The organism is Thermonema sp. (assembly GCF_026003375.1).
GTDB classification, from domain to species: Bacteria; Bacteroidota; Bacteroidia; order Cytophagales; family Thermonemataceae; genus Thermonema; species Thermonema rossianum.
In genome coordinates this window covers 162,340-178,733 of record NZ_BPHD01000003.1, presented here as the reverse complement: position 1 = coordinate 178,733, position 16,394 = coordinate 162,340, and the positions used below count along the sequence as shown (strand labels likewise).

The window sequence follows — 16,394 nt, the reverse complement described above, 5'->3', positions numbered from 1 at the left end:
CCGGATCAGAATTCCAAGATAGTAAATTCTACCCTTCGATTGAGCGCCCGCCCTTCTTCGGTAGTATTGGGTGCTATGGGGCGCTCCATTCCCCACCCCTTTACTTCCATGCGTTGGGGGGCAACTCCTTTCGATACCAAGTAGTCGCGCACGGTGGCGGCACGCATCAGTGACAAGCGTTGGTTGTATCCGGTGCTGCCCACGTTGTCGGTGTGTCCGCTGATAAGAATACGCATTTGAGGATTTTGGCGCAAGATATCAACCAATAAATCCAGCTCGGCATACGATTCTTTTTTGAGCGTCGCCTTGTTGAAGTCGAAGTAAATATGGCGCAGCACAATGGTTTCCCCCTTTTGCAAAGGCTGCGGCTGCGGCCTTAGTGTGTATTCGGTGCTGTCGGGCACGATGTCTTCAATCACCGGATAATTGCCCGGCGTGTGTATTTCCACGCGGTAGCGCTGTTTGGGCAAATAAAGCGTGGTATCGCCCCTGAAAGTGCCTTTTCGTTCTTCGCCTTGTTCAGGCTTCACGCGCAGCTCTGCTTCCGGCGCCGCCGGCATTTCTATATTCACCACCACTTCGTTGCTGTCGGGCAGCTCTTCCACAAACACATCATCGATGTAGTAGTATGCCGAAGAAGCAACGGCAAAGGGGCGCTCTTTCAATTTCGAGCGCTCTTTGGTGTAGAAGTTCCCAATCAAAAGGTATTCATAATCCCGGTCGGCACGGAACACCCCTTCAAAGAGTGTCCATCCACCGGTGTAGTCCAAGATGTTTTCCATGCGCAAATGCGCTTCCGTGGCCAGTGTGTCGGCATAAGGATTGTTGGTAAAGCGCAAGCCCATATTGTTCGAAGCATAGCCCGAGTAGCTATAGGCCAGCGAAAGCCAATAGCCCGCGCGGTAACGCCTGCCCTTGCGCAATGGGCGCAGCAACTTCACGGCTATCATTTCATTGGGCACGGTAGGATGATAAGACGCCAAGCCGGCATAGTTACCGCCACTATGCGCCACCATGCTTCCGAAATAGTTGCCCGGTGTTTTGATTGCCCGGTTCGAGGTGCAGGCAGCCAAAAAGTCGGGCGTGCCCCGCACACACAACCAAGGCACTGCCCGCGCTATTTCGCCATATTGTGTGGGGCAGCGGTCATATTGCTCGAAGCCGGGATTGGGCACCAAATTCTGCGCCCAAGCCAAAGACAGGTGTAGGCATAGCGATAGGGTAGCAAGAAACACTTTTTTCATAGACAGGCATTAAGGTATTGTTTTTAGGTATTTAACGCAAAAAACGCACAGCCGTTGTAAGCACTGACCAAAGCCCATTCAGCGATGGCACCTTTTTGTTATATTTGCCTTGAATTTAAAGAAGAAGCAGGGAATGTTGTACGTATCCAGAAGAGAACACTTCAACGCAGCGCATAAGCTTTACAATCCGAAGTGGAGCAAAGAAGAGAACGAAGCGATATTTGGTCCGTGCGCCAACGAAAATTGGCATGGGCACAACTTCGAGCTCATCGTGACGGTCAAAGGGCACCCCGATCCCGACACAGGCTTTGTGGTGGACCTCAAGAAACTCAGCCGGTTGATTCGCGAAGAGGTCATTGAAAAGCTGGACCACAAAAACCTGAATCTCGATGTAGATTTTCTGCGCGGCAAGCTGCCCAGCTGCGAAAACATTATCAAAGAAATATGGCACATTTTGGAGCCTAAAATACCCGGCTTGGCACCCAACAACTTTGCCCGTCTGCATGCCTTACGCCTTTATGAAACGCCCAACAACTATGTAGAATATTTTGGCGAAGACTAAATCAAAAAAACAGCCCAACCATGCGCATATTAAAAGAAATACCCCACGAACACTGCAAAATCACTTTGTTTACATGGAACCAAAAGTACATTGTGAAAATAGAGCAAGGACTTTTGGAACAAATCTATAAAGTAAGCGAGGTGGAAGTCATGAGCCCCGAAGAAGTGGAAGCCGCCATCTTGCGCGAAGATTTTATGAAGAAAGTTCTGGATCGCTTCGAAGAGATGCACCAAGACTGGTACCAAGCGTTGGATATATAAAAAGTCACTCAAAAAAACCATACACAGCTATGTCTTCCAAAAAAACCATGAGCAAAAACGAATTTCTTGACCTCTACAAAGCCACTTTTCAACTACCTACCCAATGGGGCGAGCTCGACCTGGGCGGTCATATCAACAACGTGGTGTATATGCGCTATTTTGAATCGGGGCGCGTGGCTTATCTGCAAAAGATAGTGGAAAACAAAACCTTCGATTTCACACCTGTGGGACCTGTGCTGGCAAGCATCGAAGTGCGCTACAAAGTACCTTTGTTTTTCCCCGACACCATCACCGTGGGCACCCGCGTCACGGAAATGGATGAGTACAGCCTCATTATGGAAGCCGCCATCTGGAGCGAGCAGCACGCACGCATCACCACCGAAGCCAAGGCGCGCTTGGTGTTTTACGACTTCCGCACAAAACAAAAAGCCCCCATACCGCAAGAGGTAGTGGCAGGCATTGCCGCCCTCGATGGCATAGAGCAAAAAATACAAAGCTAAACCTTCGGCTTCATTCGCTTGTTTCTCTCATAAAAGGACATGAAAACGATTCAATCAATCCAACAGCTCATAGAAGCACAACAATATGAACAGGCGGTAGAGGCGCTGTCGCAGCTCATAGAACAAAAACCACAGGCAGAACTTTTCTATCTGCGCGCGCAGTGCCATTACCGTCTTGAACACTTCAGCGAAGCCATCACCGACTATGACCGGGCACTTGCTTCCATAGCACATGCCCCTGCCGACTGGTTTTATGCGCGCGGCTTGGCCAAACACATGGCCGGGCAATCGGTTGAAAGCCTCGAAGACTTTGACCGTGCCGTGCAACTCGAGCCCGACTACTCTTTCCGCTATGCCAGTCGTGGTTTTATCAAAGCAACCTTGGGCATGGTAGAAGCCGCCATTGAAGACTACCACAAAGCCATTGAGCTGGACCCCGACGACGCCATCAACCACAATAATTTGGGCTTGCTCTACGAACAAATGGGCATGCAAGAGGCAGCCATCGAACATTTCCGCCAAGCAGACCGCCTGGCCGGTTTGCCCGAAGGCAAATATAACCCACAACCGCGCCCCCGTGCCACCCGGTTTATCAACATACCCGCCGAAGAAAACGGCGATGCCCCCGGCCGGTGGCAAATCATTAAAGAAGTATTCTGCTCTGCCGCGCGCCGGAAAGAGTTTTTTCAGTTTGTGGCACAAAAATTAGGTTTCGGCAAAAAAAAGAAACAGGCATGAAGCTCGCTTCGCAAAAAATATTTATCACGGGCGCTACCGGCTTGCTGGGGCAATATTTTGTGCGCAGTTTGTTACAAGAGGGGGCAGAGGTGTGGGCGTTGCGTCGTCCACAAAGCCGCTTGCCTTTTTCGGAAACCGAGCAAAAGCAGATACGTTGGCTCGAAGGGGACCTTCACGACCCCATCACTTTATATGAACTGCTGCCCGAAGGCGCGGTAGTGATTCATGCGGCGGCCAAGGTGTCGTTCAATCCGAAAGACAAAAAAGAGCTGTACCGCACCAACATTCAAGGCACGGCACAGCTGGTCAATGTTTGTTTGGAAAAAGGTTGTTCTTATTTCTTGCACATCAGCTCGGTGGCTGCTCTGGGGCGCGCCCCCGGACAAGAGCGCATCGACGAAAGCAACCAATGGGAAGAAAACCATTTGACCACCCATTATGCCCGCTCGAAGTTCCACGCCGAAATGGAAGTGTGGCGTGGCTATGCCGAAGGGCTGCCGGTGGGCATCCTCAACCCCTCGCTTATCTTGGGGTGTGGCGACCTGCACCGAAGCAGCACGCAGTTGTTCCGTTACGTGCTCGAAGGGCGCAAGTTCTACCCCTTGGGCAGCCTCAACTATGTGGATGTGCGCGATGTGGTGGAAGCCGGCCTGCTGCTCATCAAGCAGCGCCTTAGCGGCGAGCGCTTCATATTGAATGGCGGCACCATTGCTTACCGCGATTTCTTCGGCATGGTAGCAGAAGCCCTGCACCAAAAGCCCCCTTCCTATGCCGTACGCCCTTGGATGAGTGAGATAGCCTGGCGTTTGTCGGCGCTCTACAGCTTGATAAGCGGGCGCCCGCCGCTCGTTACCCGCGAAACCGCCCGCATTTCACAAGAGCATTTCAGCTACGACGGCAGCAAAATACAGCGTTTCCTGCCTGCCTTCCGCTATACCCCCCTGACCGACACCATACGGTGGGTAGCCGCAAGTTTGCGCCCCCAAGCAGCTGCTCACAGCACCTCGATGGTTTTGAGCAAATGACGCTGATTGATTTTGTATTTCTTCTTCCGGAAAATACGGCACAAAATACCTGCCCCCACTAAGGAAGAAGAGATGGTAACATTTTCGGGCGTAATGCGGTCATTGCCGTTTTCATAATTTCGGGGATTGAGTGTGTCCATCAAGAAATAGCCCACGCCGGCAACAGGAAACACAACCCCCCCCTGATTCAAAAACCACGAGCGTGAAGGGACCACCACGGCTTCTATGTTTTTAATAGCCACTTTGCCCGCCTGCGTTACCACGATGGTGTCTTTCTTGATACCTACGATTTCTTCTTGCCAGCGGTCGCCGTCCATGTAAAAGATGATTTCGTCGCCCACATAGTAGCGCACCCGCTTCACCACGCCGGGCTTGTCGAGTGCCAAAAAGAACTTTTCTTTTTCCAAAGCATCTATGGGCGTTTGGGCGCGCAGGTCCGGCACAAACAGCAGCAAGGCGCAGAGCCCGGGAAGCAAATATCTGTAAAACATGGTTCTTAGCGTTGAATTTTATATAAAATAACAATTTTTTGCTCGGGAACAGTCATCAACTCTATAAATTCACCACTCAAAAGCAATTGGTGCTCTTTAGCCCAGCGCTGCGCCCTCTCGTGCAGTTCATAAGGACGCGGTGCCCAAACAGGATGCGCCTGCACACGCAGCTCTACCCACTCGCCCTTGAGGGTATCCGGGCTGTAACCGGCCGGCAGAACGGCGGGCAGGCTGTCGAGCAGCACCCCCAACCGCAGCTTTATAAGCTCGCCGGCTTGTGGTTCGTGCGGGTAAGCTGCTGCCCATGCCAATATTTTATGGTTTTGCCAGTCGGTTTGCACCTGCCGGCGAAGCGCTTTCAGGCTGTCGGTAGGCACCCTTCCTTCATACAGACGATACAAAAAATAGTGCTTTTGCAACGATAGGCGGCGAATTTCCGGCGGCAGATGCCCGCCCATGCCAAAGTAAGCCGCAGCCACCACCCCCGCCGTAAGCAATACCGCTATCAGTAGTTTTCGTAACATATTCATAAAAAATAAATTGGCTTCAAATATAGCAATATTCAAAATTTGTTTATATTTGCAGTCCGTTAAAAGAAAGAGCAATCATCAATCACCTCAGAACATAATTGAGTCATGGAAGATTTGATAAAATTCGTAGAATCGGAATACGCTCAGCGCCGCGCCGAACTGCCCGATTTCAAAGCCGGTGACACTGTACGCGTACACGTAAAGATCGTGGAAGGGAACAAAGAGCGCATCCAGGTATATGAGGGGGTAGTCATTCAGCGCCGCCACCCCAACACCAACGGCGAAACCTTCACCGTAAGAAAAGTATCAGGGGGCATTGCCGTAGAGCGTATTTTCCCTGTTTTGTCGCCTTCTATCGATAAAATCGAATTGGTGCGCCGTGGTCGTGTGCGTCGTGCACGCATCTACTACATGCGCGGCAGAAAAGGGAAAGCTGCCCGTATCAAGGAATTGCGCGACTAAGCTTGTCGCTTCTTTTACTGCAAGAGGTGCCTTCCTGCCGGAAGACACCTCTTTTTTTTGCTAAAGGTTGTTATCGTGCGCGCCTTTTTCTCGTTCTTTTGTGCACCCGTTTCTGTTATTTCGGGCTTTTCTCTTTTTTGCTATCCACGCTTCCCCTCTTGTCGTTTCGCCCCTTCTCTTTTGCCCTTTCAAGCAATCCTTCCTTTTGTCATTTCAAATATTCCTTTTGTCTTTTCAAGTGCCCCTCCCTTGTCATTTCGAGCGTAAACGAACGCTCTCTCTTGCCGCTTATGGCTTGGTTTGAAGAGATTTCTCACTACGCTTGCGCTCCGTTCGAAATGACAAGCTGTATTTTGTGCAGTTGCTTTCCTTACTTTGTTGTCGAGCCTCTCCCTTTATCATTTCAAGTATTCCTTTTGTCTTTTCGAGTACCCCCTCTCTTGTCATTTCGAGCGTAAGCGAACGCTCTCTCTTGCCGCTTATGGCTTGGTTTGAAGAGATTTCTCACTACGCTTGTGCTCCGTTCGAAATGACAAGCTGTATTTTGTGCAGTTGCTTTCCTTACTTTGTTGTCGAGCCTCTCCCTTTATCATTTCAAGTATTCCTTTTGTCTTTTCAAGCCCCTTTTTGTTTTTTCGAGTACCCCCTCTCTTGTCATTTCGAGCGTAAGCGAGAAATCTCTTTTTACTTCCCGTGCTGTGACGAGACCTCTCACTCGCTTCGCTAGTTCGAGATGACAAGCTGGGCTTAGCCTTCCAAGGATGCATACGCCCAAAACAAAAAAACAAGACATATGCCTTGTTTCCCTCGCAATCCTTCTTTTAATGGTAGATGCGCTGTGTGGTCTTCGTGAGGGGATGGTTGACTACCATAAGTCGCAATCCTTCTTTTAATGGTAGATGCGCTGTGTGGCATGACACAGAGTAACAGTCTGCTAAGCGTCGCAATCCTTCTTTTAATGGTAGATGCGCTGTGTGACTTTGATGACTAATCGTTAAAGCATAGCGTCGCAATCCTTCTTTTAATGGTAGATGCGCTGTGTGGCTGCAATCGATCAAGCGTCTGACCAGAGTCGCAATCCTTCTTTTAATGGTAGATGCGCTGTGTGACTAAATGCTATGACGTCCGTAAGACAGTCGCAATCCTTCTTTTAATGGTAGATGCGCTGTGTGCTGTCCGTGGACGGCGTACAGCGAGTCGATGGGGTCGCAATCCTTCTTTTAATGGTAGATGCGCTGTGTGCGCCGTAGATAGCGTGCACGAGTCGCCCATGGGGTCGCAATCCTTCTTTTAATGGTAGATGCGCTGTGTGAAGAGAGCTGACTTCGACCCGCCTAGGGCGAGGTCGCAATCCTTCTTTTAATGGTAGATGCGCTGTGTGTCTACGGGGGACCTGCGATGAACAGCGTGTGTCGCAATCCTTCTTTTAATGGTAGATGCGCTGTGTGAGACTTGGAGAAGCTCTGCAGGATCATATGGGTCGCAATCCTTCTTTTAATGGTAGATGCGCTGTGTGCAAAGCCAGGGTCTCTAGAGAGACTCTCTAAGTAGCGTCGCAATCCTTCTTTTAATGGTAGATGCGCTGTGTGACCCGCCTAAAGACTTGAGTACAAGACGGAAGCGAAGTCGCAATCCTTCTTTTAATGGTAGATGCGCTGTGTGCACACGGGAGCGTCAGACAGCGCGTAAGGAGTCGCAATCCTTCTTTTAATGGTAGATGCGCTGTGTGGCTATGAAACGACAGGGACGTAAGATACGTCGCAATCCTTCTTTTAATGGTAGATGCGCTGTGTGAGGCCCCCAACAGGTGGCACCCGAGAAGTCGCAATCCTTCTTTTAATGGTAGATGCGCTGTGTGGTGGACGCTCCCAGAAGTGGGGCGCCCGAATGGCGGTCGCAATCCTTCTTTTAATGGTAGATGCGCTGTGTGATCCGAAAAGACGCTCGCAAGTCGATGACGTCGCAATCCTTCTTTTAATGGTAGATGCGCTGTGTGAAGCACGGTACGTGAAGTCGGATAGAGTCGCAATCCTTCTTTTAATGGTAGATGCGCTGTGTGAGGCTGTCGGCAGTCGAAGCGCTCGCAATCAGGCGTCGCAATCCTTCTTTTAATGGTAGATGCGCTGTGTGGAGTGCAGACCTAAGGCACCCGCAGCGTCGCAATCCTTCTTTTGATGGTAGATGCGCTGTGTGACCGTGCTCGCACAGATGCTTGATCGTGTCGCAATCCTTCTTTTGATGGTAGATGCGCTGTGTGACAAACGAGCAAGTGATGACAACTGATCAGTCGCAATCCTTCTTTTAATGGTAGATGCGCTGTGTGAGTCAGAAATGACATATATGAAATTCGAGAATGGTCGCAATCCTTCTTTTAATGGTAGATGCGCTGTGTGAGAAGACTGTCAGACGGATCGCACATGAGTGGTCGCAATCCTTCTTTTAATGGTAGATGCGCTGTGTGAGGTCCCCGCAAGGGACAGGTCTGATCAAGTGTCGCAATCCTTCTTTTAATGGTAGATGCGCTGTGTGGAGAGGTCTCAGTCGAAGAGACCTTGCAGCTGGTCGCAATCCTTCTTTTAATGGTAGATGCGCTGTGTGCGTCAGAAGACTCTTGCGAAGAGCGTTGTCGCAATCCTTCTTTTAATGGTAGATGCGCTGTGTGAAGCAGAAAGTGGCTAACGCTCCGTCAGCAGAGGTCGCAATCCTTCTTTTAATGGTAGATGCGCTGTGTGTGCAAGCCGGCTGTGAGCAAGGCTCAATGAGTCGCAATCCTTCTTTTAATGGTAGATGCGCTGTGTGAAAGATTCATGACGAGCTTGAGGTGCATGAGTCGCAATCCTTCTTTTAATGGTAGATGCGCTGTGTGATACAAAATGCGGAGCCAAAGGTCTATGCAGTCGCAATCCTTCTTTTAATGGTAGATGCGCTGTGTGAGCGCTCTCAAGGGGCGCCCACGGGTCGTCGCAATCCTTCTTTTAATGGTAGATGCGCTGTGTGAGAACTCTCGACTCGAGGACGCCCGTGAGTCGCAATCCTTCTTTTAATGGTAGATGCGCTGTGTGGAGCTGCGCACCAGTCACTGAGTGACCGGCAGTCGCAATCCTTCTTTTAATGGTAGATGCGCTGTGTGAGCACCGAGACGGTGCACCCAGTAGAGGCACGGTCGCAATCCTTCTTTTAATGGTAGATGCGCTGTGTGAGATGGTTATATAAGTCGTTTATTTTCAGTGTTTTATATATTCAAAATTGCGCAAAATGGTATTTTTTCCAATCTGATTGGAATTTTAAACAGAATTTTCTTAAAGAAATTCAAGAATTCACCAAACAATATGTCAAAGATCGTGCTTTGCCGGGCTTCCGTTCGTCGGGCGGGTCGAAAAATGCGCAGGCGTTCATCGTGTAAAAACAGCCGTTCGTCCAAAATGTCAGCGCACGGCTGTCATGTTTCTTTGGCTGCCGCCCATGCGGAAAGCCGCTTTCAAAGTGAAGGCATTTTAACAAAAAAAATTATTCCACACAAGTATTGGCAGGTGTTTTTTTTCATTAAAAATGAAAAAAGCGACACCCATGGTGAGTGTCGCTTGGGGTGTGGGTTCTGCAGGATTCGAACCTGCGACCCCCTGCTTGTAAGGCAGGTGCTCTGAACCAACTGAGCTAAGAACCCTTTTGCTCAAATGCTGATGCAAAGGTAGCAGATGCTTTCATATCGTGCAAATTATTTTTGATTTTTTTCTTCGCAAAAAACACAACCGGCTCAAAAGCAAAGTTTTGAGCCGGCGTCTATACATAAGCAAACAAGTGTTTATTGCAACTGCGCCAAGATGGAACGGAACGATACCGCCTCGCCTATGATGCGGGGTAGCTCGGCAATAGGCACACGTTCCTGCGCGGTCGTGTCGCGATGGCGCAAGGTAACGGTGTTGTCTTCCATGGTTTGGTAGTCCACGGTAATGCAGAAGGGCGTGCCTATCATGTCTTGGCGGGTATAGTTTTTGCCTATGGCGCCACGCTCTTCATAAATGGTGTTGAAGTCGTAGCGCAACAGATTGAACACTTCGCGTGCTTTTTCGGGCAGTCCGTCTTTGCGCACCAAGGGGAAGACGGCCGCTTTCACCGGTGCTATGGCCGGGTGGAATTTTAAATACACGCGTTTCTTTTCATTGCCTTTGGCATCCACGCCTATGTCTTCGGTATAGGCATTCGACAAAACAGCCAAGAAAAGACGATCGGCACCAATCGAAGTCTCAATCACATAGGGAATGTAGCTTTGTTTGATTTCGTCATCGAAATAGCGCAGTTTTTTCTTTGAGTACTGCTCGTGGTTGCGCAGGTCGAAATCGGTGCGCGAATGGATGCCTTCCAATTCTTTAAAGCCAAAGGGGAATTCATATTCTATATCGAGGGCGGCATTGGCATAGTGTGCCAGCTTTTCGTGCTCATGAAAACGCAACTTGTTTTCGGGCAAGCCTATGGCACGCAAAAAGTCATAGCGTTTTTGTTTCCAGTATTCGTACCACTGCATCTCTTCGCCGGGGCGCACGAAGAACTGCATTTCCATCTGCTCGAACTCGCGCATGCGGAAAATAAACTGCCGTGCCACAATTTCGTTGCGGAAGGCTTTGCCTATTTGTGCAATACCAAAAGGTATTTTCATGCTGGTGCCGCGCCCTGTTTTTTGCACATTCAAGAAATTGACAAAAATACCTTGTGCCGTTTCGGGGCGTAAGTAAATGGTCATGCTGTCTTCGGCTACGGCTCCTGCCTTGGTCGCAAACATCAGGTTGAACTGGCGCACTTCGGTCCAGTTGGCAGTGCCCGACACCGGGCAAACAATATTTTCTTCGATGATCAGATTGCGCAGCCCTTCGAAATCTTCCCGGTTGAGCAGCTCGTTCATCTTGTCGAGCAGGGCTTGCGCCTTGGCTTCCTCGCCGGCTTGGCGGTATTCTTCGGCTTTGCCCTCGATGAGGTGGTCCACGCGGTAGCGCTTTTTAGAGTCTTTGTTGTCGATAAGCGGATCGTTGAAGCTGTCCACGTGTCCGGAAGCTTTCCATGTGGTAGGGTGCATGAAAATGGCAGCGTCCAGCCCCACGACGTTTTCATGCAGTTGGGTCATGGCTTTCCACCACAGTTGCTTGAGGTTGTTTTTCAACTCCACGCCATTCTGCCCATAGTCATAAACAGCCTGCAGCCCGTCGTAAATTTCACTGGAAGGGAAGACAAAACCGTATTCTTTGGCATGCGATACGATTTTTTGCAAGTTGGCTTCCTCCAAGGTCAGTGCTTGTTGCTTCTTCGACATATCGATTGTGTTTTTGTGTTCCTTCGTATTTTGCTAAGAAACAAAAATAAGCAAGTTTTAAGAAAGGCACGCCGGCCGTGCGTAAAAAGAAAACATCCGTACCGCTTTTTGACGTATTACATTTTACCGGCTGACCGAATGTAAACACAGCAACACACATTTACACATGAAACCACACGCTCTTTTTTTTCACATGCGGCGTTTTGCTTCCTTGCTGGGTGCATGGACGCTCCTGCTATGCAATGGCGGACAGACTCAAGCCCAAAGCCCTTGTTTTTATGCGCAGGGCTACCCGGCAAGTGCCACGCGCATACGGGCTTGTGTGCCTTTTACCATTGAACTGGTCGATTGCACCGGGGGTGGGCAAAATATTGCCTATCGCTTTCAGGAAGGGGGCGAGCGCACCGCTTCCAATACTTTTACTTATACTTCGCCGGGCTTGTACAGCGTGACACAGTACGGCAATTTTCCGGACGGCAACGGGGGCTTTACCGGTGACAGCCTGACCAAAAGTGCCTATGTGGAAGTGTTGGCTACGCCCACGCCCCAAGTACGGATGGAACGCTGCAACGGCAGGCGCCTGCGGATTACCGCCCCTGCCGCCCCTTATGAGCAATATGTAGTGAACTGGGGCGACGGCAGCCCCCCGCAAATACTGACGCCCGGCAACACGCTGAATCATGTCTATGCCACAGCAGGCAGCTACACGCCTGTTGTGCGCGGCGAGTACCTGCTCAACCGCATCGACGGGCAAAATTGCGGCAAAGACACCACCATTACTTTGGCTATTTACGAAGATATAAACACTTCGAACTTCAACTTTCAAATGGAAGTGCAAAGCCCTTTGTCTGTTTGCGAAGGGCGTGTGCTGCTTGCTTGGGAAAACCTGCGTGCCGACTGGCAATATAGCTTGGAAGTATCGCGCAACAACGGCGCCTATGAGCCCGTCTTGCAGCTCGAAGACAGCACCGCCTCTTCGGTAGAATATGTTTGGCAGGGCAATACGCTCACGCAAAGCCTGCGCTTCCGGTTGAATGTGCGCAATGCATGCGGCGAGTCGGTGTCTTTTGTGTCGGCTACCTACACGCCCCCCCTCTCGCAACTGCCCGTAAAAGTGCGGGACTTGCAGCTGTCATTTACAAATGATAACCGCCTACAGGCAAGCTGGAACGACAGCGAGAAGGCTTATCCCGAACTGCAAGAGCTGGAGTTATGGCAAAACGGGCAATCGATAAAAGTGCTTCCCAACAGCGGTAATTTCACCGGTGAAGAGCCACAGGACATGCCCGCATGTTGGCAACTGAAAAAAGAAGGCAGCTGTGGACCTATAGCCCACAGCGATGTGGTGTGCCCCTTGTGGTTGACCATAGAGCAACAGGGGCGCAACCAATACAATCTGTCGTGGCAGCCTTACCGCCGCAACGACACGATCATCAGCAGTACCTACGAAATTGTGCTTAGCGATGAAGGGGGGGCTGAAATTGAACGTATTGCCGCAGGCAATAACCTGCAAAGCAGCCTCGCGCCCACCGACACACTGCGGCAGTTGCTGTTTGTGCATATAGAAAGCGTTTTGCCGGGCGGCTTTGTGAGCCGCTCGAACCGCCGGCGTCTCGAACGCCCCCTGCAGCTGCATTTCCCTACGGCCTTCACGCCCAATGGCGATGGTTTGAACGACATTTTTCGCCCCAAAGGGACCTTTGTGCGCAGTTACCGCCTGCAAATCTACGACAGCAAAGGCAGTCTGCTTTTTGAAAGCAGCAATATGGAAGAAGGTTGGGACGGTGCCCAAGCGCCGCCGGGCAGCTACCTGTATCGCGCCGTAGCCGAGGATTACCTGGGCAGGCAATACAGCTTCGAAGGGGTGGTAACACTCATACGGTAAATGCTTTTTAAAGGCACATGCCGCTCAATCAGGCACGGCTTATCTGCTCACAGAACTCATCATTTCGAACGGAGCACAGCCTGTCATTTCGAACCGAACGCAGTGAGGTGAGAAATCTCAAAGCCCAACAAGCAAAAAGAAGTAAAAGAGATTTCCCGCTTGCGCTCGAAATGACAAAGAACAAACGCCCTAAGAATAGCAACAGGCGCTTTTTGTGCAGAAAGCGCCTGTTGAAGGGTTCACAAAGAAACAAAGCAAGTGTTTAGCAGGCTGTTTCAGGGCTTCGCCGGCACGTCGTCTTCATAGCGGCGCAACTTCACTCCGAAGCTCAGCACCTCGGGCAAGGGGTCTTCGCGCATATATTGCTGTATGAGGTAGATATACTTGCCCGGCGCCGGAAAGTCGTATGCCGGCAAGGCAATGAGCTCATGCTCGAAGATGTCGCCCAGATTGGTACCGTAAGGCTCGCCCGTCTTGGGGTCCATCAGCTCTATGTGCTGCAGATGCTTGGCAAGCACCTTGCCGGTGCTGTCAATCAATGTGTATTGCACATACATGTTGTAATAAGGGTAGTCGAGCGTGTTGCGTATGTGATAATACACATCGTATTTGCCGGCTTGAGCAATGGGCAGTTCAAAGCGCAAGACGGAGTCGGCATACCACTTGCCGCCCGGCAGCGAGTAAATTTTTTCATATACCAAACGGTCATCGCTGCAAGCCGTCAGCAGTAGTAGCCCCAAAAAGAAAGCAACAAGGGTTTTGTAGCTGTTCATGGTGAATTGTGTCTTATGATTTGTTGTTGCGGCGGTTCCGGCTACGCCGTTTTTTATTTGAAGACGAAGTATTTTCGCCTTCCCCGCTCTTCGACTTATGGGCAGCACCCGGCTGCTCTTTGTCACTTCTGCTTTTGTTTTTCTTGCGGCGTTTCTTTTTGCGCTTGGCATTTTCACGCCCCTTGATGCGCTCTTCTATACGTTCCAGGTCTATACTGATGTCGTTTTCTATGGCTTCGTCATCATCGAGCAAGGTAGTCTCTTGCAAAGCCTCGGGCATTTGCCCCGCTTCGTTCATTTCCATGATTTCGCGCACACGCTCCACACTAAGCGGATACCAGGTGCTCTCGTTCTCATAGGCAAACCACAATATCTTTTTGAAGATATCGGTTTTGCGCAGGTAAGCATTGCCTTTGGCTGTTTTGAGCACCTCCACCTCGGGGATGTCTTTGAGGGCTTCCACGTAGGTATCCAGCTCGTAGTTCAGGCAGCACTTCAGGCGCCCGCATTGCCCGGACAACTTCGCCGGGTTGAGCGACAAATTTTGGTAACGCGCTGCCGACGTGGCTACGCTCTTAAAGTCGGAAAGCCAGGTAGAGCAGCAGAGCTCGCGCCCGCAGACGCCAATGCCGCCCAGGCGTGCCGCCTCTTGGCGCAGGCTTATTTGCCGCATCTCGACACGTATTTTGAACTCCGACGCCAGAATCTTGATAAGCTCGCGGAAGTCCACACGCCCGTCGGCCGTATAGTAAAAAGTAGCTTTGGTTTGGTCTGCCTGATACTCTACGTCGTTGAGTTTCATTTGCATGCCCAATTCGCGTATAATCTCGCGTGTGCGAAACAGCGTGGGCATCTCCCTGTTTTTGGCTTCTTGGAATTTCTGCATGTCTGCTTCGGTAGGCAGACGCAAGATGCAGGGCAGCTCGGCATCTTCTGCCAGTTGTTTTTTGCGCATCTGCAGGCGCACCAGCTCGCCCCGCAACGACACATGCCCAATATGATAACCGGTGGGCATTTCTACCACCACGGGGTCGCCGGTTTCCAACGCAAAGCCTTCGGTATTGCGGAAGAAGTCCTTGCGTCCGTTTTTGAAACGCACTTCTACGACGTCAAACTGTTCGTCGGGTGGTATATCCAGATGGCTCAGCCAATCAAATACATTCATTTTATTGCATCCGCCGGTGGCGCAGCTGCCGTTGCTCCGGCAGCCTGCGGGCTTGGCGGTCCCACAATTCGTACAAGCCATAGTGATTCTACGGTTTAAATGAAAAAGGTGAAGTACTTACCTCAACAAGGCAAATACGGTTTTAGTTTTGCTTTGAAGCCTCTGCTTCTTGCTGCCAGCGCAACAGGTCCAAGCCTATGTCGCGGCGATAATACTTGTTGTCGAAATGGATGCTCCCGGCCGCTTTCATAGCCAATTGACGGGCTTCGGGCAGGCTTTCAGCCAAAGCAGTAACAGCCAACACACGCCCGCCATGGGTCAGTATTTCGCCTTGGCTGCCTTGACGGGTGCCCGCATGGAATACAATGGCTTCTTCTACTTCATCGATGCCGGTAATCACCTTGCCTTTTTCATAAGCCTCGGGATAACCTTGCGATGCAAGCACTACGGTAACGGCCGTGTAAGGGCTAATCTGCAGGCTTTGCTGCCCCAAGGTGCCTGCTGCCGTGGCTTCGAGCAACACCAGCAGGTCTGATTCGATACGCGCAAAAACGGCTTGTGTTTCAGGGTCGCCCATGCGCACGTTATACTCAATCACATAGGGGTCGCCTCCCACATTCATCAAGCCCAAGAAGATAAAACCAGAGTAAGGGGCTTGCTCTTGCTGCAGCCCTTGCAAAGTGGGGCGAATGATGCGCTCTTCCACCTTGCGAATAAAATCCTTGTTCACGAAAGGCACCGGCGACACTGCCCCCATGCCGCCCGTGTTCAAGCCCGTATCGCCCTCACCTATGCGTTTATAGTCTTTGGCTTCGGGCAATACCATATAATCTTTGCCGTCGGTAAGCACAAATACCGACACCTCAATGCCTTGTAAAAACTCTTCGACCACCACTTTACGGCTTGCTTCGCCAAATTTGCCGGAAAGCATGGCTTTCATTTCTTCCATTGCCTGCTCGCGCTGCTCGCAAATCAACACGCCCTTGCCGGCAGCCAAGCCGTCGGCTTTCAAGACCACGGGCAACGGATGCTGCTGCAGATACTCGAGCGCTTCGTCCAGCTGTCCTGCTTCAAAGGTGCGATAACGGGCAGTAGGAATACCATAGCGCTGCATGAACTGCTTGGCGTAGTCTTTACTGCCTTCCAAGCGTGCCCCTGCTTTCGAAGGACCTACTACCTTCAGCCCTTTCAATGCAGGGCGTGCACTCAGCGCATCGCGGATGCCGGCCACCAAGGGGGCTTCGGGACCTACCACAAGCAAGTCGATGGATTGCGCTTCGCAAAAGGCGGCCACCGCTTCAAAATCCATGGGGTCCAAAGCCACATTTTGGGCGTGGCGGGCAGTGCCTGCGTTGCCCGGTGCAATGAACAAAGCCTCGCAAAGGGGGCTTTGTGCGATTTTATATACGAAGGCGTGCTCTCTGCCGCCGCTGCCTAAAACAAGAACTCGTGCCATA

The 16,394-nt window shown here is 50.9% G+C and carries 14 protein-coding genes, 1 tRNA gene and 1 CRISPR repeat array; of the genes, 7 read left to right on the top strand and 8 right to left on the bottom strand.

What is annotated here, in order from left to right; all coding sequences use genetic code 11:
* Positions 1 to 5 precede the first annotated feature (5 nt).
* On the bottom strand, positions 6 to 1,244 hold the full coding sequence (locus QVE43_RS10350) for an OmpA family protein (RefSeq protein ID WP_288006910.1): 1,239 nt from the start codon (positions 1,242 to 1,244) through the stop codon (positions 6 to 8).
* Positions 1,245 to 1,377: 133 nt separating this feature from the next.
* Here QVE43_RS10350 and QVE43_RS10345 point away from each other — a divergent pair, with 133 nt between their 5' ends.
* Genes QVE43_RS10345 through QVE43_RS10325 form a run of 5 tightly spaced genes read left to right on the top strand, consistent with a single transcriptional unit; the run spans position 1,378 to position 4,329 of the window.
* The gene (locus QVE43_RS10345; protein ID WP_038030218.1) at positions 1,378 to 1,806 is read left to right on the top strand and encodes a 6-carboxytetrahydropterin synthase; all 429 of its coding nucleotides are present in this window, start codon (positions 1,378 to 1,380) and stop codon (positions 1,804 to 1,806) included.
* A 20-nt stretch (positions 1,807 to 1,826) separates the two neighbouring features.
* Positions 1,827 to 2,066, top strand: a complete 240-nt coding sequence (locus QVE43_RS10340) for a hypothetical protein (RefSeq protein WP_038030219.1) — start codon at positions 1,827 to 1,829, stop codon at positions 2,064 to 2,066.
* Between the two features lie 29 nt (positions 2,067 to 2,095).
* A complete protein-coding gene (locus QVE43_RS10335; RefSeq protein WP_288006904.1) occupies positions 2,096 to 2,566 on the top strand; it encodes a thioesterase family protein in 471 nt (156 codons plus the stop codon).
* 39 nt (positions 2,567 to 2,605) lie between these two features.
* Positions 2,606 to 3,304, top strand: coding sequence for a tetratricopeptide repeat protein (locus tag QVE43_RS10330; protein WP_288006902.1), 699 nt, complete (start codon positions 2,606 to 2,608; stop codon positions 3,302 to 3,304).
* Complete coding sequence (locus tag QVE43_RS10325) at positions 3,301 to 4,329, top strand: NAD-dependent epimerase/dehydratase family protein (RefSeq protein WP_288006900.1); 1,029 nt, start codon at positions 3,301 to 3,303, stop codon at positions 4,327 to 4,329. The genes QVE43_RS10330 and QVE43_RS10325 overlap by 4 nt, the downstream gene beginning before the upstream one ends.
* Here the strand turns inward: QVE43_RS10325 and QVE43_RS10320 are convergent.
* Positions 4,299 to 4,820, bottom strand: coding sequence for a hypothetical protein (locus tag QVE43_RS10320; RefSeq protein ID WP_288006897.1), 522 nt, complete (start codon positions 4,818 to 4,820; stop codon positions 4,299 to 4,301). The genes QVE43_RS10325 and QVE43_RS10320 overlap by 31 nt on opposite strands.
* A gap of 5 nt (positions 4,821 to 4,825) precedes the next feature.
* Positions 4,826 to 5,350, bottom strand: a complete 525-nt coding sequence (locus QVE43_RS10315) for a hypothetical protein (protein WP_288006895.1) — start codon at positions 5,348 to 5,350, stop codon at positions 4,826 to 4,828.
* Positions 5,351 to 5,455: 105 nt separating this feature from the next.
* Between QVE43_RS10315 and rplS the strand changes: the two genes are divergently transcribed.
* Entirely contained in the window at positions 5,456 to 5,812 is a 357-nt protein-coding gene (gene rplS, locus QVE43_RS10310; protein WP_038030225.1) for a 50S ribosomal protein L19, read from the top strand.
* A gap of 806 nt (positions 5,813 to 6,618) precedes the next feature.
* Positions 6,619 to 9,011: a CRISPR direct-repeat array (repeat unit 37 nt; unit sequence GTCGCAATCCTTCTTTTAATGGTAGATGCGCTGTGTG).
* A 390-nt stretch (positions 9,012 to 9,401) separates the two neighbouring features.
* Here rplS and QVE43_RS10305 read toward each other — a convergent pair.
* Both QVE43_RS10305 and QVE43_RS10300 read right to left on the bottom strand, forming a co-directional pair.
* Positions 9,402 to 9,476: transfer RNA gene (locus QVE43_RS10305), tRNA-Val, on the bottom strand.
* Between the two features lie 138 nt (positions 9,477 to 9,614).
* Positions 9,615 to 11,114, bottom strand: coding sequence for a glycine--tRNA ligase (locus tag QVE43_RS10300; protein ID WP_288006892.1), 1,500 nt, complete (start codon positions 11,112 to 11,114; stop codon positions 9,615 to 9,617).
* Between the two features lie 166 nt (positions 11,115 to 11,280).
* Between QVE43_RS10300 and QVE43_RS10295 the strand changes: the two genes are divergently transcribed.
* Complete coding sequence (locus QVE43_RS10295) at positions 11,281 to 12,999, top strand: gliding motility-associated C-terminal domain-containing protein (protein WP_288006890.1); 1,719 nt, start codon at positions 11,281 to 11,283, stop codon at positions 12,997 to 12,999.
* 275 nt (positions 13,000 to 13,274) lie between these two features.
* Here QVE43_RS10295 and QVE43_RS10290 read toward each other — a convergent pair whose 3' ends face one another.
* The 3 genes from QVE43_RS10290 to purD form a co-directional block, all read right to left on the bottom strand.
* Positions 13,275 to 13,772 (bottom strand): gliding motility lipoprotein GldH, encoded by a 498-nt coding sequence (locus QVE43_RS10290; RefSeq protein ID WP_288006888.1) that lies wholly within the window; start codon positions 13,770 to 13,772, stop codon positions 13,275 to 13,277.
* A 13-nt stretch (positions 13,773 to 13,785) separates the two neighbouring features.
* Complete coding sequence (locus tag QVE43_RS10285; RefSeq protein ID WP_288006885.1) at positions 13,786 to 15,018, bottom strand: regulatory iron-sulfur-containing complex subunit RicT; 1,233 nt, start codon at positions 15,016 to 15,018, stop codon at positions 13,786 to 13,788.
* A 61-nt stretch (positions 15,019 to 15,079) separates the two neighbouring features.
* On the bottom strand, positions 15,080 to 16,393 hold the full coding sequence (purD, locus tag QVE43_RS10280; protein ID WP_288006883.1) for a phosphoribosylamine--glycine ligase: 1,314 nt from the start codon (positions 16,391 to 16,393) through the stop codon (positions 15,080 to 15,082).
* Position 16,394 lies beyond the last annotated feature (1 nt).

Excerpts from the sequence above, each read along its gene's own strand:
- QVE43_RS10345 (WP_038030218.1), top strand. The coding sequence starts at position 1,378 with ATGTTGTACGTATCCAGAAGAGAACACTTCAACGCAGCGCATAAGCTT.
- QVE43_RS10350 (WP_288006910.1), bottom strand. The coding sequence starts at position 1,244 with ATGAAAAAAGTGTTTCTTGCTACCCTATCGCTATGCCTACACCTGTCT.
- QVE43_RS10290 (WP_288006888.1), bottom strand. The coding sequence starts at position 13,772 with ATGAACAGCTACAAAACCCTTGTTGCTTTCTTTTTGGGGCTACTACTG.
- QVE43_RS10325 (WP_288006900.1), top strand. The coding sequence starts at position 3,301 with ATGAAGCTCGCTTCGCAAAAAATATTTATCACGGGCGCTACCGGCTTG.
- purD (WP_288006883.1), bottom strand. The coding sequence starts at position 16,393 with ATGGCACGAGTTCTTGTTTTAGGCAGCGGCGGCAGAGAGCACGCCTTC.
- QVE43_RS10285 (WP_288006885.1), bottom strand. The coding sequence starts at position 15,018 with ATGGCTTGTACGAATTGTGGGACCGCCAAGCCCGCAGGCTGCCGGAGC.
- QVE43_RS10295 (WP_288006890.1), top strand. The coding sequence starts at position 11,281 with ATGAAACCACACGCTCTTTTTTTTCACATGCGGCGTTTTGCTTCCTTG.
- QVE43_RS10320 (WP_288006897.1), bottom strand. The coding sequence starts at position 4,820 with ATGTTTTACAGATATTTGCTTCCCGGGCTCTGCGCCTTGCTGCTGTTT.
- QVE43_RS10330 (WP_288006902.1), top strand. The coding sequence starts at position 2,606 with ATGAAAACGATTCAATCAATCCAACAGCTCATAGAAGCACAACAATAT.
- rplS (WP_038030225.1), top strand. The coding sequence starts at position 5,456 with ATGGAAGATTTGATAAAATTCGTAGAATCGGAATACGCTCAGCGCCGC.
- QVE43_RS10315 (WP_288006895.1), bottom strand. The coding sequence starts at position 5,350 with ATGAATATGTTACGAAAACTACTGATAGCGGTATTGCTTACGGCGGGG.
- QVE43_RS10335 (WP_288006904.1), top strand. The coding sequence starts at position 2,096 with ATGTCTTCCAAAAAAACCATGAGCAAAAACGAATTTCTTGACCTCTAC.
- QVE43_RS10300 (WP_288006892.1), bottom strand. The coding sequence starts at position 11,114 with ATGTCGAAGAAGCAACAAGCACTGACCTTGGAGGAAGCCAACTTGCAA.
- QVE43_RS10340 (WP_038030219.1), top strand. The coding sequence starts at position 1,827 with ATGCGCATATTAAAAGAAATACCCCACGAACACTGCAAAATCACTTTG.